This is a genomic window from Kothea flammea, from assembly GCF_052161645.1.
Taxonomy (GTDB): Bacteria; Planctomycetota; Planctomycetia; order Pirellulales; family Pirellulaceae; genus Laterigemmans.
In genome coordinates, this window is record NZ_CP197414.1 from 6,965,997 (window position 1) to 6,987,610 (window position 21,614).

Annotated in this window: 16 protein-coding genes; 8 read left to right on the forward strand and 8 right to left on the reverse strand. The window is 54.9% G+C overall.

All coding sequences use genetic code 11. From position 1 onward, the window contains the following. Window positions 1-7 precede the first annotated feature (7 nt). From SH139x_RS25970 to SH139x_RS25980, 3 genes are read right to left on the reverse strand one after another with little or no spacing between them, the layout of a single operon-like run. Window positions 8-1,465, reverse strand: a complete 1,458-nt coding sequence (locus SH139x_RS25970; protein WP_488352647.1) for a proton-conducting transporter transmembrane domain-containing protein — start codon at window positions 1,463-1,465, stop codon at window positions 8-10. Then, window positions 1,465-2,907, reverse strand: coding sequence for a proton-conducting transporter transmembrane domain-containing protein (locus tag SH139x_RS25975; protein WP_488352648.1), 1,443 nt, complete (start codon window positions 2,905-2,907; stop codon window positions 1,465-1,467). The genes SH139x_RS25970 and SH139x_RS25975 overlap by 1 nt, the downstream gene beginning before the upstream one ends. Next, window positions 2,904-5,948 carry a DUF2309 domain-containing protein gene (locus SH139x_RS25980; RefSeq protein WP_488352649.1) on the reverse strand — a complete coding sequence of 1,015 codons (3,045 nt, stop codon included), beginning with the start codon at window positions 5,946-5,948 and terminating at the stop codon, window positions 2,904-2,906. Before SH139x_RS25980 ends, SH139x_RS25975 begins: the two co-directional genes overlap by 4 nt. Before the next feature lie 304 nt (window positions 5,949-6,252). On the opposite strand from SH139x_RS25980, the gene SH139x_RS25985 reads away from it, so the two are divergent. Both SH139x_RS25985 and SH139x_RS25990 read left to right on the forward strand, forming a co-directional pair. After that, window positions 6,253-7,629, forward strand: coding sequence for a two-component system sensor histidine kinase NtrB (locus SH139x_RS25985; RefSeq protein ID WP_488352650.1), 1,377 nt, complete (start codon window positions 6,253-6,255; stop codon window positions 7,627-7,629). Further along, window positions 7,626-8,975, forward strand: a complete 1,350-nt coding sequence (locus SH139x_RS25990) for a sigma-54-dependent transcriptional regulator (RefSeq protein ID WP_488352651.1) — start codon at window positions 7,626-7,628, stop codon at window positions 8,973-8,975. Before SH139x_RS25985 ends, SH139x_RS25990 begins: the two co-directional genes overlap by 4 nt. 243 nt (window positions 8,976-9,218) lie before the next feature. Here the strand turns inward: SH139x_RS25990 and SH139x_RS25995 are convergent, their stop codons facing one another. From SH139x_RS25995 to SH139x_RS26005, 3 genes are read right to left on the reverse strand one after another with little or no spacing between them, the layout of a single operon-like run. Continuing rightward, entirely contained in the window at window positions 9,219-10,628 is a 1,410-nt protein-coding gene (locus SH139x_RS25995; protein ID WP_488352652.1) for a sigma-54-dependent transcriptional regulator, read from the reverse strand. Window positions 10,629-10,649: 21 nt separating this feature from the next. Then, entirely contained in the window at window positions 10,650-12,173 is a 1,524-nt protein-coding gene (locus SH139x_RS26000; protein ID WP_488352653.1) for a mercuric reductase, read from the reverse strand. 51 nt (window positions 12,174-12,224) lie between these two features. Beyond that, window positions 12,225-13,901, reverse strand: a complete 1,677-nt coding sequence (locus tag SH139x_RS26005) for a VTT domain-containing protein (RefSeq protein WP_488352654.1) — start codon at window positions 13,899-13,901, stop codon at window positions 12,225-12,227. Between the two features lie 395 nt (window positions 13,902-14,296). On the opposite strand from SH139x_RS26005, the gene SH139x_RS26010 reads away from it, so the two are divergent. Both SH139x_RS26010 and SH139x_RS26015 read left to right on the forward strand, forming a co-directional pair. Next, window positions 14,297-15,730 (forward strand): hypothetical protein, encoded by a 1,434-nt coding sequence (locus SH139x_RS26010; RefSeq protein ID WP_488352655.1) that lies wholly within the window; start codon window positions 14,297-14,299, stop codon window positions 15,728-15,730. Between the two features lie 130 nt (window positions 15,731-15,860). Then, window positions 15,861-16,973 carry an HD domain-containing protein gene (locus tag SH139x_RS26015; RefSeq protein WP_488352656.1) on the forward strand — a complete coding sequence of 371 codons (1,113 nt, stop codon included), beginning with the start codon at window positions 15,861-15,863 and terminating at the stop codon, window positions 16,971-16,973. A gap of 70 nt (window positions 16,974-17,043) precedes the next feature. Here the strand turns inward: SH139x_RS26015 and arsB are convergent, their stop codons facing one another. Further along, a complete protein-coding gene (gene arsB / locus SH139x_RS26020) occupies window positions 17,044-18,111 on the reverse strand; it encodes an ACR3 family arsenite efflux transporter (protein WP_488352657.1) in 1,068 nt (355 codons plus the stop codon). Window positions 18,112-18,187: 76 nt separating this feature from the next. Beyond that, the gene (locus tag SH139x_RS26025) at window positions 18,188-18,532 is read right to left on the reverse strand and encodes an ArsR/SmtB family transcription factor (RefSeq protein WP_488352658.1); all 345 of its coding nucleotides are present in this window, start codon (window positions 18,530-18,532) and stop codon (window positions 18,188-18,190) included. 180 nt (window positions 18,533-18,712) lie between these two features. Between SH139x_RS26025 and SH139x_RS26030 the strand changes: the two genes are divergently transcribed. From SH139x_RS26030 to SH139x_RS26045, 4 genes are all read left to right on the forward strand, one after another. Beyond that, on the forward strand, window positions 18,713-19,363 hold the full coding sequence (locus tag SH139x_RS26030; RefSeq protein ID WP_488352659.1) for an arsenate reductase/protein-tyrosine-phosphatase family protein: 651 nt from the start codon (window positions 18,713-18,715) through the stop codon (window positions 19,361-19,363). Window positions 19,364-19,448: 85 nt separating this feature from the next. Next, window positions 19,449-20,177 (forward strand): hypothetical protein, encoded by a 729-nt coding sequence (locus tag SH139x_RS26035; RefSeq protein WP_488352660.1) that lies wholly within the window; start codon window positions 19,449-19,451, stop codon window positions 20,175-20,177. Window positions 20,178-20,374: 197 nt separating this feature from the next. After that, complete coding sequence (locus SH139x_RS26040) at window positions 20,375-20,845, forward strand: MarR family winged helix-turn-helix transcriptional regulator (RefSeq protein WP_488352661.1); 471 nt, start codon at window positions 20,375-20,377, stop codon at window positions 20,843-20,845. 122 nt (window positions 20,846-20,967) lie between these two features. After that, complete coding sequence (locus SH139x_RS26045) at window positions 20,968-21,594, forward strand: FMN-dependent NADH-azoreductase (protein WP_488352662.1); 627 nt, start codon at window positions 20,968-20,970, stop codon at window positions 21,592-21,594. Window positions 21,595-21,614 lie beyond the last annotated feature (20 nt).

Here is a 21,614-nt window from a genome sequence, read left to right on the forward strand (position 1 = left end):
ATTTACATTATTGTTTTGATTGGTTTTGCGGGGCAGTTAGCGAATGTTCGGGAAGGTGTTCCGCTCCGGGCCTTCGCGAGATTAAGTGTTCGGCCGCATGATGCCGCGACGTCACGCCAGGCTGGGGAAATAGACCGCCGCCAAGGATCAAGAATGTCAGCACAATGACTGCAATCCTTTCGGACGGTTTCGCCGCCAACGAAATCGGTGACGTCACTTGCGCGCCGGTGAAGATCCGAAAGTAGGCCCGGATGATCGCGATGCCACACAGAGCCGTCGCTAACACAACCGCTCCACCGACAATCGGCGAGACCGCCGCCGCCCCTTCGATCATCAATTCGATTCCCACAAAACCGATGGTCCCCGGGAATCCAATCGAAGCGAGCCCGGTCAACAAGAACAAGCCGGCCAGCATCGGTGCGTGATCGTGCAAACCGTTGTAGCGAGCCAAATCGACTCGGCCGACCCGCGATTCGATGCTGCGAATCACTAGCCCCAGCCCGCCCAGCGAGAGGCCAATCGAAATCCAAAGACACAACGCACCGGTCAGGCCGATCGTGGTCACCAATTCCAGCCCAGCCAACACCAGCGACGAATGACTGAGGAACAAATAGCAATACAGCCGTCGCGAATCAGTCTCGACGACCGCCATCGACGCGGCATATACGGCCGTGATCAGCGAGACGACCGCAATGGCTTGCATCGCCCAAGTCGGTGCCACGGGCAACACCAACCGCATGATTGCATAGGCACCCGGCATCGGCGCGACAGTCAGCATCGCGGTTCCAAAGCTCGCGCGATCAAACAAGTCCGTCATCCAACAATGAACCGGGGCGATGCCGCTGCGGATCAAAGCGCCAAATGTCAGCAGTCCACCCGCGATCAGCGTCATTACCCCGGGATGATCTGGATCTAAAATCGCAACGGTGGGCAGCATGGCGTATCCCACCGTCATACAACCTATAAACATCGCCATATGAATCATGTAAACGCGAGCCGACTCTTTCCGCCGAATCGCCAGTTCGTAGTAAACCGGCACGACCCCAAGGGCCAGCAGCACGATCAGCAACCAGCCCGATCGACAGCTAAACGTTGCCAGCAGAATCGCTTCGGAGATCAACGTGCCGCTCATCGAAAACCGATTCACCTTGGTCTTCAACGTCGAGTAAATCGTCAACAGGTACAACAGCGCTGCCAGCGGAAACAGCGGGGCGCTCAGCTCATCAATCACCAGCACATTTTGGTGCGCGAAGGCGGCAATCACGTCCCAGTTATCATGAGCTTCGAATTGTCCCAGACGGATGAAGTCAATCCACTCTCCGCTTGCAGCGAGCAAAGTCGCAAACGCGAAACCCACGCTGATCCGCCTCGCCTGCTCGCGATCCTTCGGGAACCGCACAACCAGCGACCCGATTAAAGGTAATAAGATGGCGATTTCGAGCCAAGGAAAATGAAGTTCAGGCATCAGCTTTGCTCTTTGGCCAGCGGGTGTATTGGTGACGCGATGTGGGGCGACGCATTCGAGTCGCTCGGCAGCCAACAGCGATGATGCCGCGCCGCATCCCGAGGCGGGCTGTTGCCGGCGAGCCAGATCGTCCAGCGGTCTTCCATGGCGCCAGTCCAGAGGAACAACTTTGTGAAAGGGCGAATGAAAAACTGCTGCAATATCGCATCCAAAAATCCGCGATCATACCAGAATCGGTATCCCACCACGGACTCCGTCCGATCTGTCGGCGATAACACAATTGAACGAACGCCAGGCACTGAATCCCCGATCGCATTTTCGAGATTTTGATAATCTTGTAACAGCGATGGGGCGCGCAGCAATTGCAGGGTTCGCAGCAAGGCGTGCCCAATGATATGAATTAACGCCAAGTAGCGTAAACCAAGTCCGATCTCGATCACGATGATCCCTAATTGCGTGAGCGAGGCGTAGGCAAGGGCCGACTTGACATCAGTCTGTACACGGGCGGTGTAGGCACCGAAGATGGCGGAGGCGAGCCCAACAACGACCACGGTGATGCGAAGCGGAAGCGACACGTCCAACAACGGACTGACGCGAAGCAACAAGTACGCGCCCAGGTGAACCGACAACGCACCGTAGAAGATTGCACTCGATGGTGTTGGACCCTCCATCGCTCGTGGCAGCCAACCTGAAAACGGAACCATGCCCGACTTTCCGGCGGCTGCCACCAATAGCAATAGACCGACCAGCAATGCCGACGTACCGTCGATATTGGCGATACTTTCGGGCCACACTCCGTTGCCCATCATGCCGGCAAAATCACCCGCGCCGGTAAGGTGATGAAGCGTCAACGCGGCGGCCAAAAAGGCGGCGTCGGCGATCCGATAAACGCCCCATACATGCAGGCCATTGCGCACCGGGATCGGCCGATTTTGAAAGTAGGCGATCAACAAAGCTGACGAGAGACCGACCAACTCCCAACCGAGAAAGAGCGTCTCGATCGTTCCGGCGAGCGCCGACACGACCATCCCCAGCAAAAACAGGGCATAGAACAAGAAGAACCGCTCGTAGCCGGCGTCACGATGCAGATAAACTTTGGCGAACGCTCCGACAGTTCCGCAAAGCACAAAAGACAGGATCGCGAATGGAACCGACAATCGATCAAAGACGAATTTCAAGTGAAAATGAAAGTGCTCGGCATCCAGTGAGATCCAATCACCGATCTCCACGGGAACCTCGCGTCGCCCGGTTGCCAACATCAGCGTCAGGACTCCGCAGCATCCCAGCAAACCGAACGCAACACCCAACTGAGTCAAGCGTGCCGTAGCGTGCTCGCTCAAGCGAACATTCATCAAACGCGTTATGCCAATCGCCAGCAACAACAATGCTGGACTTGAGACGGCGAGGATACCGAAGTAGTGGGCAAGAACTGTCGTGCTCATCGATCACCCCCATGAGCGTTGCCAGCCGTTGCTGCGGTATCGCTGGCTGTCACGAAAGCGGGAGCCAAGTGTTCGCGATGTCCGGCGAACCAGTCACGTGAAATATTGACAACCGGTAGGGGCTGACGATTCGGTTGATAGGATGCGAACGCTCCCCCCTTGAACTGCGATAGTCCACCGGTGTTGGGATCGATGATTACCAACCGCACCCACTCACCGTCGCACAGTCGCCCGATCGCTTCGTTTTCTTGGATGATCTTGTTCATGATCGCTTGCGTCGTCTCGATCACGAACATCAACCGCATCGGCTCATGGATCTCTATCATTTGCTGATAAAGACCGGTTCTGAGATCACTAGCAGCCCCTTCCATCACGCCCAGCAGCGACACCAGGTTATGCGGCAACTTGGAACCGGAACCGTACTTTGCATTGTCAACCGTCGAGAAGTAATACTCCAAATTGATGCCCGCACAGACGGGAATAGCCGCGGCTAAGATGCGAGCGAGTATGGTCCCGCTGGCATCGTCAATAGTGGGATCGTATGAAGTCAAAAAAGCCCGACGATCCAAAAACAAATTTCTCGACCAAACTCGGCGACCGACAAAGCAAAGCGCATCGGTCGCATGGTTGTATTCGGGACGAACTTGAGAAAGATCCTCGCTACGCTGTTCGACGTGGCGCAACGCTTCGGCCGGTGCAAGGCCCAGTGGTGCGGCTTCGAAGCGTCGGCACCGTTCTTGCGCGTTTCGCAAGATCGCTTTATCAACGGTTGCCTTGGTCGCTTCGAAGTCCTCGAAATGGGTCGGCGGCATACGGTCCAGGTCATACCAGACCACGCTCTCGTCGCACGTGTTGTGATAGGCTCCTAAGCACCAAGTCGCTTCGGGGATCACAATCCCCTGCTCAGCCAATCGTTGACGCACTCGAAAATCATTCGCCATTTGAGCGAACGCGCGAGCGTTGGGGCCGCCTCGTTTACCGGCGCATGCGCCGCAGTTGTACGCCGACGCGTGGGGATTGTTGACACTCGACGACCCGTGTCCGGTCATCACCAGCAAACGAGCGAAACCAGAGGTCAAACCGATGTCTTCGAGCAGACGCTTAACGATCGCCGTCATCTCGTCGAGCGTGTAACCGATGTGGCCGTTGTGGTCCCCTGGTGGTTCCTGATGTCGCTGCAACTGTAATTGAGTGACTGGCGGTGGACCGAGCAGTCGACCGGCGCGCTGCCGCAGACGTGATGTCAAACGCGGAAATAGCACCCGCGCGACCAACGGAAACGCGGCCAGCGACCCCAACACCGACGTCACTGCACCACCGAAAAACGAACGACTCCCCGTGTGAACTTGACGGGTTAGTCGCCCGAGCGTTCTGCGAGCCTCACTGCGACGTCGGTGATCGCCGGTGAACGTGAAACCGACATTCTCGCGAACATAATGGACGGGCGTGACCACCGCCGGGCACAGCGGCTTATAGTTCGCCTCGGAAACGCCTTGATAATTCATCGCGACGGCAAAGAAGCCCGCGGCTCCATACGTTTCGCACTTCGGATCCAATTCTTCTAAATGACGGCGAAACGATTCTTCACGATCATCAATGCAACAACAAAGTTGAAAGCGGACGTTTGCATTCAAGCTGGATGAATCGCCATCTCCCGGCGGAAATACGCCTCCGGCTGACGCTCTGCCGGCGACCGCATCCAAAATACCGTGTTGATAGTGACGCTCATAAGCTTCCTGAAACAAACGTCGACGGGCAATGGAATCGAATGATTCAATCTCCTCGATCAAAGCATCAAAGCTCGACAGCGAACGGAGCAGCGTTGGCGACCACCCCATCAACTGCGCCCATTGAAAGATGTCAAAAGCGACTTGCAGTTCTTGATCGGCGATGGAATGATCGCCCACCCTTGACGACCCGGCCCGATTGTCAGCTGGCTTCAACGCGATGTTGTTTTCGCTGGCGACAAAGTCCCAAGCGGCTTCATCGAGGATTAAACGGACGGCGAGGAATTCTGCTAGACTTCCTGGCGGAGCCGAACGATCGACCCAATCGGGTGCATGCTCCATTTGATAGACCATGCCCGCCCAACCGGGAAGCGCTAACAACGATTGGGTGATGAATCGATCCCAATCGCTCTCCTCGATATTCATGCTCCGCAGTGATTGTCGCACGCTTTCGATTGCCGAGCTACCAGACGATTCGGCTCGTTGCAGTCTTGCGGCGACGGATCGTAGCCATGGCGAACTGGCAAGCGACGTAGACTGATACAGCAACCGAAAACAGCGAAAGAATCCGACGTCGCGGTTCGGCAGCGGTCGGCTGGCGTACCCTTGATCGAGAAACGCGGCGGTGAATCGAACCAACATATCAGCAACCATCATATCGGCGTCGATGCCGGTCTCGGATAACAACCTATCTCGACTTCGAAGCGAGCACGTGGCTTGGCAAACGCCTCGAAACGTCGAATTTGAAACGCCGTCAAGGCAAGCATTCCATAGGGCGTGCAAATAGCGGGCGTGCGGTGTTCTTCCGGTATCGCAGAAGTCGGCATCGGTAGCCCCACCGAGCGATTGGATTCGAACTTCGGGATCGATGTCGGAGCGAAACATTTCCAAGGCGTCGGTCTCCGCGATCACCCAATGCAACTGAGTCACATCACCGCGATAATTTTCATGCCGCATCATGGCTCGACGCAGCAACGCACGACTTCCCAGTTCCGGATACAACCCGAACACACCCTCTTGTTGCGACTCCGCATCATCTGCAAGCACCGCGTCAAGATCCTGGCGGGTGATCCGGCCAACGGACAACAAATTGCGGTACCGAACCTCGCTAAGGTAGGGTTCCGCGCCGTAGATCTCCCAACCCTGACGAACGGCTGTGTGAAATGGCAAGTGTTCAAACGCATGCAACGTATTGTGATGCACAAACACTTCGATCGGTCCCTGTGCGGGAAGCAAATGTGCCGCGTCGTTGATTATTTTCGAGATGCGCTCGACCGCCGAAGCTGTTTTGCTTGCCTCAGGAAGATCATTCACGATTGCAGGCATGCTTGGCCGAACTGTTAGCGGATGCGTGGTGCTATTCGATGTCAGCCCAACCCTTAAGCTCATGCGGTGCCAAATGGGCGGCAATTTCCTATGCGATACCGTGTCGGTCTGCCTGAATGCCTGCTATTTCCGGGCATTCACGGTCAAATTAATTTTGGAAATCGAAGCGGACAAGGAATGACGTGACGTGTCGCGTGCAAGAATTTGCAGAGTTCTCTGCAACAAGCTGCAGCGGGGAAATTCCGCCCGGTTACCGATTTCCCGTTTCGGCCAACCTGTCATAATCACAGCCATGTTTCGAACCCAACGTCAACGCTCTCGCCGCAAACTCCGCTTGGTTATCATCACGTTGCTGATGCTGAGCGTCGGTTCGCTGATTATCACGCTGTGGTTTGTCGTGGACTTTGGTCGCGAGCAAGAGATCATCCAAAAGCTTGTGCTTGATCTCCCCAGTCGTGACTTGCCCGCGGCTAGAGAACTGGCAAGCGAACTGCAGTGGCAATCCCGTTGGACGATCTTTGTTATCGTGCAAGTCGTCGCAACCGGTTTGGCGGTAGCACTGTTGTTTCGTGCGTATCTCAGCGCTCAAGATAAACTGAACGATGTCAAAGCTCTGGCCGGTGACATCCTCTCCAGCATGGAACAAGCTGTTGTCACATCAGACGACGACGGTTTGGTCACCAGCCTGAACGAACGCGCGCTCGAACTGCTCTGCACAACCGGTGAGGCGGTCGGAAAATCGCTTCGGCAACTAACTGATCAAATCGATCTCGTGAGCTTCCGGGCCGAAGCCGAATCGCACCCGGGGCACAGCCTGGTGAAAGACTATCCGGTCACCAAGGGGAGTGAACATTTATGGCTGCGGACGTTTTGCCAACCTTTACGCGACGCCGATGGCCGAAAAATCGGCAACGTCTTTCAACTCAGAGACGTCACTGCAGACCGGCATCTGCAGGATCGTGCCGGACGAATGGAACGGTTTATGGGATTAGGTTCGCTCGCAGTTGGACTGCATCATGAAATCAAGAACCCCCTCGCGGCTGTTTCCCTGCACGTGCAACTCGTCGAGGAATCGCTCGCCGGACAAACGTTGCCAGACGATGTCCCCGAGATGCTTGCCGTTGTGAAAACAGAAATGAAGCGGATTGAACAGGTGCTGGAGGGCTTTCGCGACTTTGCTTCTACCGAGCGGCTGCACTTGGTCGAGATGCCATTGACCGATCTGCTTATGCAGCAAGTTGATTTAATGCGTCCGTTGGCTGACGCTGCGAAGGTAGACATTAAGTTGTCCGTTGCCAGCGAACTGCCGGAGCCGATGACGTTTGATGCGACACGTGTCGAGCAGATCGTTCACAATTTGATGGTCAACGCCATCGAAGCGATGCCCGCCGGCGGCGAATTGAAGATACATGTCAAGCCATTCCACGGGGAGGATGCCAAGGGTGTGTTGCTGGCATTTTCCGATACCGGGCCGGGGATTCCCGCAAACATCCGACCGCACGTGTTCGATGCATACTTCACCACGAAGGGTGGTGGCACCGGAATGGGCTTGGCCTTGTCGGACAAAATCGCTCGACTGCATGGAGGTCGACTGAGTTTGGCGGTTGGCGAGGGAGGCACCACGTTTGAATTATTTTTGCCCGTCCGTCCCGGTGAGCAACCAACATGACAAGACTTTTAATCGTCGACGACGAGCCTCATATCCGCAGCGGACTGCAGCGCGGGCTGAAGCATGAAGTGACCGCGATCGAAACGGCTAGCGACGTCAATAGTGCCTTGGACTTGCTGGAAGCGCATGAATTTGATGCCATGATTGCCGACGTGCGGCTCCCCGGTGATCGCGATGGGCTGGAATTAGTCAACATCGCGTCAGAACGGTATCCGCGCATGACTGTCATCGTCATCACCGCACACGGTACTGTCGAAATGGCGGTTGAAGCGATGCGACGTGGCGCATTTGATTTCATTACCAAACCGGTCGATCTTGATTTGATCCGCCAGCAGGTCCGTCGCGCACTCGCGCACGGTCAGCTTCGCACTGAAAATCATACACTGCGTGACCGCCTGGCTGTGGCTGGCGAAATCGCGGGCATCATTGGCAAGTGCACGGTGATGCAGGAACTGTTTCACCAAGTCCGGCAGGTGGCTGACACCGACGCCACGGTGTTGATTCAAGGTGAGAGCGGAACGGGGAAAGAGTTGATTGCCAGGGCGCTGCATGACCTCAGCCGCCGTAGCGCATCACCGTTCGTCGCCGTGAACCTGGGGGCTGTCCCGGAGACGTTACTCGAAAGTGAATTGTTTGGTTTTGAGCGTGGGGCGTTCACCGACGCAAATCGCCGGAAACCTGGCTGCTTTGACCGCGCGGGGGCGGGGACTCTGTTCCTTGATGAGATAACCGAGGTCCCCAGCAAATGCCAAGTCGACCTGTTGCGAGTCCTGGAATCGGGGGAATATCAACGCATCGGCGGCGAAGCGACTTTGCACGCCAGTGCCCGGATCGTTTCGGCCACCAACCGAAACCCTCAGGTGATGATTGAAGAGGGGGCGTTCCGCGAAGACCTGTTTTACCGTCTGAACATCGTGCCGCTGTTTATTCCTCCGCTTCGCAATCGCCTAGAGGATATCCCGCTGTTGATCGATCATTTCTTGGCACACTTCTGCGTGCGCCACGGTCGCAACATGAAGCAGATCGACGACGACGCGATGTCAATGCTCTGTCAAGCCAAATGGCCAGGCAACGTGCGGCAATTGCGAAACATTATCGAACGGCTGGTCGTCATTGTTTCAGGCGACAAAATCAAGACAACGCATTTGCCGCCAGAGCTACACGAAGCCGCCAAGTCGAAAGCAAACCGGGTGACGACGCTAGCCGAAGCGGCCGAAGCGGCTGAACGCGCGGCCATTCAAGCTGCGCTTCGCGAAGCCGATTTTCACCGCGAGCGAGCCGCTAAACTGCTTGGCGTCAGCATTCGCACCCTGCACTACAAAATGAGCCGCTATGAATTGCATTGATGGCTAGTCGGACCAAAACGGATGACACGCGGGGGGTGCTATTTTTTGCGGCGGCGAACTCTCACAACTCAACGACACCAGTCTTACTGTGGATTTTTTTATTCACAGCTGTGGTGACAGCCTTACTTTTTCGATGCCATCATCACGCCGTTCAGCAACCGCTAGCGACGAAAATAAAACAGACAGTTCGGAGCGAGCAGCTTTCATAGATGTTTACATCGACGGTGGAGCGTTAGACCGAGATTAGGCAAAATCACTGGCGTCGATGCCAAGGTATTTCAACTTGCTACGTAGTGTCACCCGCGAGATACCGAGGATGGTGGCGGCTCTGAGTTGGTTGCCGCCTGTGTGGGCGAGAACCTGGCGGAAAAGCTGAGTTTCGGCTTTCGCGATGGCTTCGGCATGGAGATTTTCGGTGCCGGACTCCAAGAGATCGGCGATGAACGACTTGCTCAAATACTCACCGTCGTGTTTGTCATTGTTTACGATGGCTTGATTAGAAAGCGGCGGTAGGAACTCTGGCAAGAGAATGTTGCCACGCGCGCTCAGCAGCGATTGTTTCATCACACTTTCCAGCTCGCGAACATTGCCAGGCCAATGGTAGTGCTGTAGCAATTCCAGAGTATCGGGAGCGATTGAACGGATGTCTTTGCCAAAATCGGTACTGTATTTACGCAGGAAATATTCCGCGAGAACTCTCAGGTCATCGTCGCGATCGCGAAGAGGCGGCAATTGAATCGTGACGACACTGAGGCGAAAGTACAGATCGGCACGGAACAATCCTTCGCTGACCAGTTGCTTGAGGTCATGATTCGTCGCGGCGATAATGCGAGCGTCGACCTTGATCGGCGTCTCCCCGCCAACTCGCTCGAACGTTTGGTCTTGCAGTACTCTCAGCACCTTGGCCTGTGTCATCGGTGACATGTCCCCCACTTCGTCGAGGAACAACGTCCCTTTATCTGCTTGCTCGAGTTTGCCAATCCGCTGGCGATACGCGTCGGTGAATGCTCCTTTCTCGTGTCCAAATATTTCGCTTTCGAGTAACGCGTCAGGGATTGCGGCACAATTGATGGCCTGGAATGGACCGGAAGCTCGCGCACTGTGGTGATAGATCGCTTGAGCAACGACCTCCTTTCCGGTACCGCTTTCGCCTTGCAACAACACGGTCAAGTTCTGGGAGGCAACGCGTCCAATTGCTTTATACACTTCTTTCATTACCCGGCAGCGACCGACGATGGCGTCCGCCACTGTATCTTCCTCATCCGCCAACACCGGTTGAACCCGCACCATGCGACTGAGGTTGAACGCTTTGTCCAGCAACGTTCGCATCTCATCGAGCTCCAGAGGCTTGAACAGATAGTCGTAAGCGCCAAGTTTCGTGGCTTCGATGGCCGACTCAACGGTGCCATGACCTGTAATGAAGATTACAGGCACTCGAGGATCAAGTTCACGCAGGCGTTTAAAACAATCCAACCCCGAAATATCGGGAAGGCTGAGATCAATGACGACAACGTCGGGTTTGACTTCAATAAAGAGAGCTTCACCTTTGGCGGCATTTTTTGCAGTCAGCACCTTCGTGCTATCACTTGAAAAAGCCCTCTCGAAGGCTTTTAGGATGGGGGCTTCGTCATCAATGACTAATAAACGTTGCATAATTTCTCCGGTTGTTTCTCCCTACCCGCCGACATTGATCCAGCGGAGCAAGTCGAGGATCTTTTTGCTCGTTGGCGTCAGGCGGGTGCGATTGTAATGGTCCCCAAGTTTGCGGATCGCTTCGGCTTGGGTCGGATAGGGGTGGATGACGCTGGCGATTTTTCCCAAGCCGATTTTTTGCTTCATCGCCAAGGTGACTTCGGAGATTAAATCGCCAGCGTTTTCGGCAACGATCGTGGCGCCAAGTATTTCGTCGCCGCCCTTCTTGGTGACGATCTTCGCAAAACCTTGCGTTTCCCCCTCCAGGATCGCGCGGTCGACTTCATCGAACTGCTGAACATAGGTGTCGATCTCGATCCCCGATTCGGCCGCATCGTGTTCGTAAAGTCCGACGTGGGCGACTTCCGGGGACGTGTATGTTGCCCAAGGGATGATCAAGTCGCTTGCCTTCTTACGACCGAGCGGTCCCATCGCGAACAGGGCATTCTGGATCACGATCCGAGCCATGAAGTCGGCCGCGTGCGTAAACTGATACTTCGAACAGACGTCACCGGCAGCGAAGATCTTTGGGTTCGTTGTTTGCAAATGGTCGTTGACCTCAACGCCTTTTTTTCCATAGGACACACCGACGGCTTCCAAATTCAGGTTCTCGACCTTTGGAGCTCGTCCGACAGCGACCAGCAATTGATCGACTGGTTCGTCATAGGACTTGTCGTGCGAATCGACCGTTAAACGGATGCCACCATTCTGCCGAATTCGCAGGTTTCGGCCACAGCATAACAATTGAACGCCGTCGCGCTCGATCGCATTTTGCACAATCTTGGCTGCGTCACGGTCCTCTTTAGTCAAAACGCCGTGGGCCGTATCAACCAAGAAGACGTTCGAGCCCAACCGCGCGAAGGCTTGCGCCATCTCGGTTCCGATCGGTCCCGCACCAATGATTCCGAAACGCTTGGGAAGTTCCGTGAGTGAGAAAACGGTTTCATTGGTTAAGAAATCGACTTCGTTGAGGCCAGCGATGGGCGGTGCGGCGGCCCGCGCACCGGTCGCGATTACGGCCCGCTTGAACTTTAGCGGCGTGTCATTAACCTCAATCGTTTCGGAATCTTTGAAACGGGCTTGTCCAAAAAAAACGTCGACGCCGAGAGCCGAAAACCGCTTCGCTGAATCGTTCTTACTGATGCCACTTCGCAGCATTCGCATCCGTTCCATCACACCCGCAAAGTCGACCTGCACGCCCTCGGGCACATGCACCGAGAACTGAGAAGCGCTGGCGACCGCGCCGGCCGCGCGCGAGGCGGCGATGATCGCTTTGGATGGTACGCAGCCGACGTTCAAGCAATCGCCGCCCATCAGATCGCGTTCGATCAAGGCGACCCGTGCTCCCAGGCCCGCCGCTCCCGCCGCGGTGACTAACCCGGCCGTTCCAGCGCCAATGACAACCAATTGATAAGGTCGCTTTGGATTTGGGTTAGACCAGTCCGGTGGATGAACGTTGGCGGCGAGAATCTGGTTGTGCGAGTCACTTGGAAGTAGCGCGTTCATTAGCTGTGTCTTCGTTGATCGTTTAATTGTGTCCGCGAATGCGATACGTCATTACCTAGGTTGCCGATTCGCTGGGCTGTTGAGTGACCAGTCGTAAGGCAACCAAATTTGCTGGGCAGGTGCTCCTGACTTCAAAAAGCTTGCCAAATCACCGGAGTACTTCGCAGCGAACTCCTGAACGCTGCCGCCCGTTTGCACAAAGTCACCTCCATACCAGTTGTAAAGCTTTGTCAGTGCCAACTCGCCACGTTCAGCATCGAACTGAAACCAAGTCCCATGGTCGTGCACGTACTGAGACTGTTTTTCCAATTGACTGTCCAGTTGCTTGGCCAAATAGGCTTCGTTGCGTAGCGGTGGACAGCCCACGGCGGCACACACTAACGCAAAATGAATTCGCGGCTCGGCAAAATTCGGACGAATCTGTTCGTGTTCGATCTGGTTCAAGCTCCATCGGTTCCCGCCGATCACCCATCGCTGGTCATCCCAACGTTTTGCTTCCGGGATATCCATGATCGAGTTGATCGGTAGATTTTCAATGATCAGCATTAAGGTCGCTGCATTATAGCCGTTGATCAGCAATGTCAGTTTCTCGTCGCGGCCCAGTTCATCGAACGGGGCTGCGGCGATGGCGTCGAGATAACTTTTCAGTTCACCTGCTGACTGCGCTAGCCTTCGATAGTCTACCCAACCGGCATCGTCAACGTGTTCTTTTAGCAGTCGATCCCAGGTGGAGTGATCAATGGCAGGCCCGCCAGGCTTTTCGCGGTGCTGCTCTTTCATTTCCACTGCTGGCGGACCAAACAGCGACACGATCGCCTGTTGGATCCGGTCGCTGTTTTGATTGGCCAACAAGGCGAGGGACAACATCAACACGCCGGCGATAGCCAGGCCCACCGTGTTTGCTGGGTGATGTGCAGGTTGACTTGGTGCGGAAACCGAACTCTCAGCAGTTGACTCTTTCGCAATTGCCGTGTCTTCGTCGACTTGTTCGTTCAATTTACGCTTGGCCAATCGTGTGACATAAACAGTCACCACGACGGTTGCCAACAAGCCCACGATCAACATCCCCCATTCAAAGGCAGACCGTTCACGATCACCCGCAATTGCGGCACCGGTCACGTGCCCGATATAAACGTACAGAAACGTGCCTGGTAGCATCGCCAACCAGCTCGCAATCGCGCAGGGCCAAAACGCCACCGGCGTCAGACCGTACAAGTAGTTCTGAACATTGAAGGGGATCGCAGGTGATAGCCGCAGCAGCGCGACGATTTTCCAGCCACCCTCTTCGATTGCTCGGTCGATCGCAGCAAAATGTCGATTCTGCTGAGCCATCTTAGCGACCTTTTCCCGCGCACCGTAACGGGCGATCAGGAAAGCGGCGCTCGCGCCAAGCGTTGATCCAACCGATACCGTCGCGGTTCCGATGGTGAGTCCGAAGATCGCTCCTGCGGCAAGAGTCAAAATTGTGCCGGGGACGAACAGAACGGTGGCAACGACATAGATCGCCGCCAAGACAACGGGTCCCCACATGCCCAGACCGCCGATCCAGCTTTTCAGGGCAACCGAAAGTTGATCAAAGGGCAGCGTCCGAATCAGCAACAGAAACGACGCCACGATCAGCAGCCAGCTCGCGCCACGGACCCATTTCAGCCTGTCGGCTCGGACGATGGAACCGCCGGCTTCAGCGGCCTTATCAGCTGACCTATTTTTCGATATTGAGCGGTTCAACGTTGTTTCCGGTTGCATGGCTCTGGTCGGCAAGCATCAACGACTTAGTGGCGACAGCACTTTCGTCACGGGTGCCCAGACATCACGAGTCTGTCACCATTCCTTACATCTTATCTCTCGGGAAACGCCAAAACGCGTGAGAGCGTCGAGCAGGAGGGATACCCGCGCCGAACCCCCGAGATGGACGCCACGCATTTCCAGTGATGGATAACGAAAACAATGATCCGCCAAGAAACCGCGACACTACCGCCCTCAGAATGGTTACTCAACAGCTACAGACTGGTGGCTTGCAGCGTGCGGTTGATGGGGGATTGATTTTCAAATTGACTTATGAGCAGGCAATCGTGTAGCGTCACCGAAAATGGTTCTGACAAGACTGGAAAACGTGGTGAGCGATGTCAGCGGAAATTTCAGCGACGGGTAGCGAACTTACTGAAGCAGCTTCTTTAAATGAATTTGCCGCCTCGGGATTCGACGTTATACCAGCCCACGACGAGCTGTTTATTTCACATAGCGCCTGGATGCGAAGGACGCACCTCACGGTTGGGTTTCGCAGTCGCGAATTGCTGGGGTTAGACGAAGCAATTCGGCAGGCGGAGCAGATTTCGCTGGAGCTCACCTTTTTTGACGAAGCGATCGAAAAGCTTTTTCAGAATGGCTACCCTCTTGGTGAAGCAGATAAAATTCGCGAAGCTAAGGAGAAAAGCGCTTACTGGATTGTCCGCAGGGCATTTGACGCTTGGGTAAAGAGCGAAGGCGAGTGGCAAGAGAGTCGTAGAAATCACGATTTTGCTCCCACAAAAGTCTATCTGCGGTTGTTGGATCTGCAGGAGAAATACAAAGATCTCGTGCCGGATACGGCGGAGATCATCACCGCCGGAAATGAGCTCACCGCCCAACTATTTGCGAACTCCAGGGTTCAGCTTCGCGGAGCCGACAGCAGCAACATCATGCAATCGGTGTCTCAGGCGAGTAGCGTCGGTTCGATCGGAACTCAGATCGGCAAGGCGCACAAAGCGATTGAAGACATCGTCATGCCGCATTTTGGCACGTCACTGCAAAATGTCGCGGCCAAAGATCCCGCGGTTGCGCGAGAGCTGATGAAGCACTTTCCCAATATGACGGCAAATATTCATCATATTATGTCGCTTGTCCCCGGGATCAACGTAGCCGCGTCGACGGTTTCCGCATTGAGTAAACTTTATGATGTCCGCAAAACTGATATGCAGCGCACGCAGTTGATTCGCGTTGCCCGAGCAGTTCCCGAAGGTGACGCCCGAACCGCCTTGAATGTTATTCGAGACTGGCAAACACAATACATCATGGATCAAAAGATGGCTGCCTGCGCTGATGCGGGCATGGCTGGCATGCAGCTACTCTCCGCACTTGTGCCGGGCGCCGCACCGGTTGCAAGCTTGGCGGGGGCGGCCCGCGCGTTGGCTCAATCTTTGGCGATCGTCGCGGAGCTTGGCGCCCAGTATCGAGAAAGTCGCAAGCTGGAGGACTATTTGCGAAATTGCGAGACCATCGGCAGCGAGATTTTCTCAGTCTGTCCACTGGTTGCCGCTTACTATGTGCTCAACGTTCCCTTCAGCCTTTTCTCACTGCATCTGGTGCCTTTTGAATCTCCCACCTTTTTTGCCGAGACCGAGTTGCTGCGGGATTCGGGTGAAATGAAGGCGGTGATGGTCGGTGCGGAAAAAGTGCTCGATGCGTCGAAGTTCATTCTGACCAAGGAGGGAAAGCCCTTTCGCAGCCAGGAAAGCATGAGCATCGAGAATGAATTGCGAATCGCTGGCGGACAGCTTAAACGCAAGTTGTTTTCCTAGATCGTCGTACCGTTCATGGTGGTGACAATTCAGTTGACAGCGATCGATCAGTTGATATTCTTGGGGTGACTAGTTGTCATCTCAGAAATAACTCGTGGTTTCTGGGCGTCCGACGTTGGCGCCCCCGTGAATGCACGCGACAAAACTTCGCCGCCAGATTGCCTGGGAGGCGGCCCGATTGATGTACTGGCGGGAAGAATCCGAGTACCAGCGAGCCAAGATTAAAGCCGCTCGCAAGGTTCAGATCGGATGGGTGAAACCAGCAAATCTCCCCAGCAATGCCGAAATTCGCGATCAAATTCTTTCGATCGCGCGAACTTTTGAAGGTCCAGAGCCACATCTCGATCGGCTGTTACAAATGCGGCTGCGAGCGTTATGGTGGTTAGAACATCTCGCTCCCTTCCACCCAAAGTTAATTGGCAGCGTGCTGACAGGCCATATTCGTGCCGGGAGCGATATCGACATTCATGCTTTCTCCGGTAGTGTCCAAGCTGTCGTTAACCGAGTTGAAGAGGTGGGTACTCAGCTCGAGGTCGAGCGGAAGCGAGTGATCAAGGAGGGAGTGGCCAGGGTGTTCACGCATATTCATGTTGCCGATATGTGCCCCGTTGAAATCACCGTGTATGAACCAAAATGGTTGAGATTTCGCTTTAAAAGTTCGATCACGGGCAAGCCCATTGAACGAGCGACCAAGGACGAGCTCAATCGTCTGATCGCCTTGGAGCATGAGACGACTCCAAAATTTCAACAAGAGCAATTGCAAGCCATCGAGCATCCGGCCGATCGTTGGCGAGTGTACGAATCGCTGCTGCTGCCGCTCGAACGCGTGACACAGAGTCGAAAATTTCATCCCGAGGGGGATGCCCTCTATCACAGCTTACAGGTCTACACCTTTGCGCTGGAGGAAATGCCTTACGATGAAGAGTTCCTGCTTGCCGCGCTGCTGCACGACATTGGCAAGGCCATTGATCCCGCCGATCACGTGTATGCAGGCCTGGAAGCTCTCGAAGGATTTATTACCCGGCGCACCGCTTGGCTGATCGAGCATCACATGGAGGGGCAGGCGATTCTTGACCGAAGCATTGGCGCACGGCGTCGCCGCCGCCTACGCGAGAGCCCTTGGTTTGAAGATTTAGTAACACTGGCGGAGTGCGACCGCGCGGGGCGAGTTCCCGGTTTGCATGTGGACGATGTCGATGTGGCACTCGATTACATCCGTCAAATTGAAACCATGTTTGGCTAACGCGAGTATGTCCATTGCCGGCTCGCCGCAAAAGTCAGTGAGCGAAGATGGTTTGCGATCGGTACTGAATTTAACTGTGGCGAGTTTGCTCGAAGCGAGTAAACCAGCCGCGGGTCCGGTTGGCATAAGCGACGAGAGCCAGCATCACGGGGACTTCGACTAGCACGCCCACAATCGTTGCCAGCACGACTGGTGATGATGCACCAAACAGGGTGATAGCGACGGCGACAGCCAGTTCAAAAAAGTTGGAGGCTCCGATCATGCCAGCGGGGGCTGCGATGTCATGCTGGCAATGGAGCTTGTAACAAGTTCCGTACGCCAAAAAGAAGATCAACACCGTCTGAATGATCAATGGGATGGCAATGAACAGAATGTGCAGTGGATTATTGAGTATGATTTCCCCCTGGAAGGAGAAAATTAACACTAGTGTCAGCAACAGCCCGGCGATCGTGATGTTATTGAACTTTGAGATAAACACGTTCTGAAAATATGGCTCGCCCTTCAAGTGGATGACGATGCTCCTGGTTAGGCTCCCGGCCACTAATGGCACAACAACGAACAGCACCACGGAAATGATAAGCGTTAACCAGGGAATGGCGATCCCGCCGATGCCAAGCAGAAAAGCCACGATGGGTGTGAAGGCGATCAGGATAATCAAGTCATTCGTAGCCACTTGAACAACAGTGTAAGCCGGATTGCCGCCAGTCAAGTGACTCCACACGAAGACCATCGCCGTGCATGGCGCGGCCCCCAGCAGGACGGCGCCCGCCAAGTAATCCTTGGCCAGTTCGTGTGGAATCCAAGGTTTGAAGACAACGTAGAAGAAAAAGGCGGTGATGCCAAACATTGTGAAGGGTTTGATCAGCCAATTCACTCCCCAGGTCACCAGGAGCCCGGTGGGACTGTCGCCCACGGTTTTGATGCTGGCAAAATCAACCTTCATCATCATGGGATAGATCATTAACCAAATCAGCACGGCAATGGGAAGCGAAACATTTGCATATTCGTAATTGGCCAATAAAGCGGGGACTGCCGGGGCAAATTTTCCCAGCAGCACGCCAACAAGCATGCAGAGGACAACCCAGTAGGTGAGGTTTTTTTCAAAGAAGCTGATCGCGGGCTGTTCAGCTTGGCTCATAAGGAAACTCGTTGAGTGGGATGCCTTTTTTCAAGGCAGAGCAAATGGGTTAATTTTTATCGCGAGTCAAGACGTGCTACGTTCGCGTGCTAACCCGTTTGGGACGCAAGCCCTCAATCGCTTTTGCCAGCGAGCGAAAGGCTTCTGTGAGGTGCTTGTAGCGCACCGCATACAGCACCGTGCGGCCCTGCTTGGTGGCGGAGAGCAGGCCGGCCTTTTCAAGCACCCCCAAATGACGCGACACTACGGAAAAATCGACCGCGCAACATTCGGTCAATTCAGTGACAGAGCAGGGGCGACCGCACTTTGCCAAGCAAGAAAATAGCTTGAGTCGCGTCGGGTCGCCGAGTGCTTTAAAAAGCCCCGCGTCAAGCAGGTCATCGATGGGGCCACAGCATTTCGAGGCTTCTTGAGGTTTCATACTCGGGCATCCTTTCAATGCATAGTTGCGTCAACGTGCAAGTATAAAGGGTTCCGAAATTGGGATCAAGATGCTATACCGAGTTGACATGACGATCGCGCTGCGGTGGCAGATCGAGCGGCGGAGTTCCGTTCGTTGATGGCGATGCATCTATCATTCAGTGAACGAGAAAGGCATGAGATGACTGCAAAGCAACCCGCTTCCTCTGTGGAACTGCTTTATCCCGATTTGCTGCGTTACTTGGGCGAACGCATGTCGGCTTTCGAGTTGATCTCCGAAGATCGCAAGCTGGCACTGGGAAAGATCGCGGATTATATTCGCGACCGCGTGGCCAAATCTGAGCCGGCAAAATTGACATTTATTTGCACTCACAACTCGCGAAGGAGCCACCTGTCGCAGATTTGGGCCCGAGTTGCTGCTGACTACTATGGCCTGGATGGCGTGGAGACATTCTCCGGCGGGACTGAGGCAACGGCATTTAACCCGCGGGCAGTCGCAGCCATGCAGCGGTGTGGCCTGAGAATCACGGCGGACGACGTTGCCGCGACGAATCCACGTTACGCAGTCTCCGCAGCACCCGCATCCACCCCGCAGATTTGTTTTTCCAAGGTTTATGATGCACCACCCAATCCAAATTCGGATTATTGTGCGGTAATGACTTGCTCGCAAGCGGACGAGACGTGTCCGTTGGTGATGGGTTGCGATCTTCGCACGCCAATTCGGTACGAAGATCCCAAGGTCGCCGATGACAGCGACCTGGAGTCGCAGCGTTACGACGAGCGGGCCGCACAGATCTGCAGCGAAATGCTATACTTGATGTCGCGAGTGTAGTGTTGGGAGCAGGTGGCGAGCGCGTGACGCACGAACATGTCGCAAGACTCGCTGTCGCACGATTTCTCCAGCAGGGTTATTACCGATGAAATCATCAAGTCGCTGGGCAGCAAGGATCTACAGGTTTCACTTTCGGAGCTTCGGGCAGGAAGGAATTAGGCTCGGCGGGAAAAGCTGGTGGTGGATCGTTGCCAGCTTGCTGATTGCAGTGCCGGCAAAAGGGCAAATGCCGGGGACGACCGTGCAGTTGCCCAGCTTTCATAATTTTTCTTACTCAGGCAGCGTCATGGTGCCTGATGCGGGCGACGCCTACCTGGGCGGCTTTGGCCGAGCCGGTGATCGAACGAATCGCTACCGATCGGGCTTTCCAGGGCTGAACACAAGTTCGTTACGGTCAATGTCCAGCGCCCACGCAAGCGCCTACGTGATCGACCACGCCCAATGGGATCGCGCTGTCCTGGGAGGAACGCCCGCAGAGTTCCTGCAACAGCGGCGTTCCGGTGACGGACTGCCGAAGGGCCAGCCTGTCGGCTTGCCGGGAATGCGAGCGAACGAGCTCGGAGCGAACACCATCGCCGCGGAAAGCAGGCCAGTGGCAGGTGCCGATCCCAACGAACTTGGCAAGAAACTGGTACGAATGGGGCGACGCGCCGCAGAGCTGGGAGATCCTCACTGGACGCGGTTCTATTACCAATTGGCGCAGAAAAATCTAGATGCCCGGTTGGCAAATCTAGCTCAGCTCGAATACGAGAAGCAGCTAGGAAAGCTGGGGGCTGCCGCACCGCCGCTAACGATGCCGAGAGGCAAAGAGTGAGTCAACACTCTGCTTTCGCGATCCGAGAGACGACGTCGATTTTCCGCAAGCTCGTAGCTCAACGCGAGTCAAAGGCGGGCCCAAGGCAGCGGAAAAAAAAGAAATTCACATTCCTTCACTTGCCTGGACGATACTTTACATGTAAATTAAAAGCAGCCGGGTGGACAGCGTTGCGTTTAACGGGTTGGGGGAAACTGATGGCACGGACCCTTCAAGACGAATTGAAGAAGCGGGGGCCATTTGATTCGGTCGAGCAAGAAGCAACGCTCGCGGTGATGCGAACCAGCGACTTGCTGGAAAATCGCTTTGCCCGCCTGCTGCGCGAGCATGGGTTAACGTCGAGCCAGTACAACGTGTTAAGGATTCTGCGAGGGGCAGGCCAGCCGTTGCCCTGCTTGGAGGTGGCGGAGCGAATGATTCAGGTTGCGCCCGCGATCACTCGCGTTGTTGATCAGTTGTTAACAATGAAGCTCATTACCAAAACCCAAGCGGCCCACGATCGTAGAGTATTTGAAATTGCCTTGACACCAGCGGCTGTTCGTTTACTTACAAAACTCGATGCGCCAGTCCTCGAGCTGCATACTTCGCTGTTGGCGGACGTTTCCAAGAGCGATCTCAAAACGCTGATCCGAATCTTGCAAACCGCTCGGGCTGGAATGCAAGCATAACCAGTCTCCTTTTTATTTTTTACTTTACATGTAAACAAAAAGCCCGCCTGAAAGCGGAAGCGGACCAGGTAGGCGTTCGCAGTGTCACGGTAGTTCTTTTTTCCTCACCTCAGGAGTATTTCATGGCCCAGTTACTATACATCGAATCTTCGCCCCGTAAGGCACGCTCGAAATCCATCGCCGTGGCGAAGGCATTTATCGAGAGCTATCAGCAGCAGCATCCTGGGGACGAAGTGGTGACGCTCGATCTTTGGGACAAGGTGTTGCCTGAGATTGACGGCTATACCATCGACGCAAAATACCAGGTTCTGCATGGCCAAAGTTTCGACGCCAACCAGCAGGCGGCATGGCAAGCGGTGGTTGATGTTTGCGACGAGTTTAAAGCTGCCGACAAGTACCTTTTTAGTTTACCGATGTGGAATTTTGGCATTCCCTATAAGCTCAAGCACTACATTGATGTGCTGGCCCAGCCCGGGCAAACATTTAGTTTCGATCCTGCCACTGGCTACAGCGGCCTCGTAACTGGGAAACCGGTAGCGGTGATTTATGCTCGCGGTGGCGCGTACAACAATGATGCGGCGCGGGGCATGGACTTGCAAAAAGGCTACATGGACTTGCTGCTTGGTTTTATTGGGTTTAGCGACGTACGTTCGCTCATCGTGGAGCCGACTTTGGCGGCACCGGAGGAGGTTGCCAAGACTGAAGCCGCGGTCATCGAGCAAGCCCGACAGGTTGCGGGGGCGTTTTAATAGGGAAGCTACGAGAGCCA

Bases quoted from the DNA above. Each gene is read 5' to 3' on its own strand.
- SH139x_RS25975 (WP_488352648.1), bottom strand. From the start codon at position 2,907: ATGAGCACGACAGTTCTTGCCCACTACTTCGGTATCCTCGCCGTCTCA.
- SH139x_RS26015 (WP_488352656.1), top strand. From the start codon at position 15,861: ATGCACGCGACAAAACTTCGCCGCCAGATTGCCTGGGAGGCGGCCCGA.
- SH139x_RS25985 (WP_488352650.1), top strand. From the start codon at position 6,253: ATGTTTCGAACCCAACGTCAACGCTCTCGCCGCAAACTCCGCTTGGTT.
- SH139x_RS26010 (WP_488352655.1), top strand. From the start codon at position 14,297: ATGTCAGCGGAAATTTCAGCGACGGGTAGCGAACTTACTGAAGCAGCT.
- SH139x_RS25995 (WP_488352652.1), bottom strand. From the start codon at position 10,628: ATGCAACGTTTATTAGTCATTGATGACGAAGCCCCCATCCTAAAAGCC.
- SH139x_RS26030 (WP_488352659.1), top strand. From the start codon at position 18,713: ATGACTGCAAAGCAACCCGCTTCCTCTGTGGAACTGCTTTATCCCGAT.
- arsB (WP_488352657.1), bottom strand. From the start codon at position 18,111: ATGAGCCAAGCTGAACAGCCCGCGATCAGCTTCTTTGAAAAAAACCTC.
- SH139x_RS26000 (WP_488352653.1), bottom strand. From the start codon at position 12,173: ATGAACGCGCTACTTCCAAGTGACTCGCACAACCAGATTCTCGCCGCC.
- SH139x_RS26025 (WP_488352658.1), bottom strand. From the start codon at position 18,532: ATGAAACCTCAAGAAGCCTCGAAATGCTGTGGCCCCATCGATGACCTG.
- SH139x_RS25990 (WP_488352651.1), top strand. From the start codon at position 7,626: ATGACAAGACTTTTAATCGTCGACGACGAGCCTCATATCCGCAGCGGA.
- SH139x_RS25970 (WP_488352647.1), bottom strand. From the start codon at position 1,465: ATGCCTGAACTTCATTTTCCTTGGCTCGAAATCGCCATCTTATTACCT.
- SH139x_RS26045 (WP_488352662.1), top strand. From the start codon at position 20,968: ATGGCCCAGTTACTATACATCGAATCTTCGCCCCGTAAGGCACGCTCG.
- SH139x_RS26040 (WP_488352661.1), top strand. From the start codon at position 20,375: ATGGCACGGACCCTTCAAGACGAATTGAAGAAGCGGGGGCCATTTGAT.
- SH139x_RS26035 (WP_488352660.1), top strand. From the start codon at position 19,449: ATGAAATCATCAAGTCGCTGGGCAGCAAGGATCTACAGGTTTCACTTT.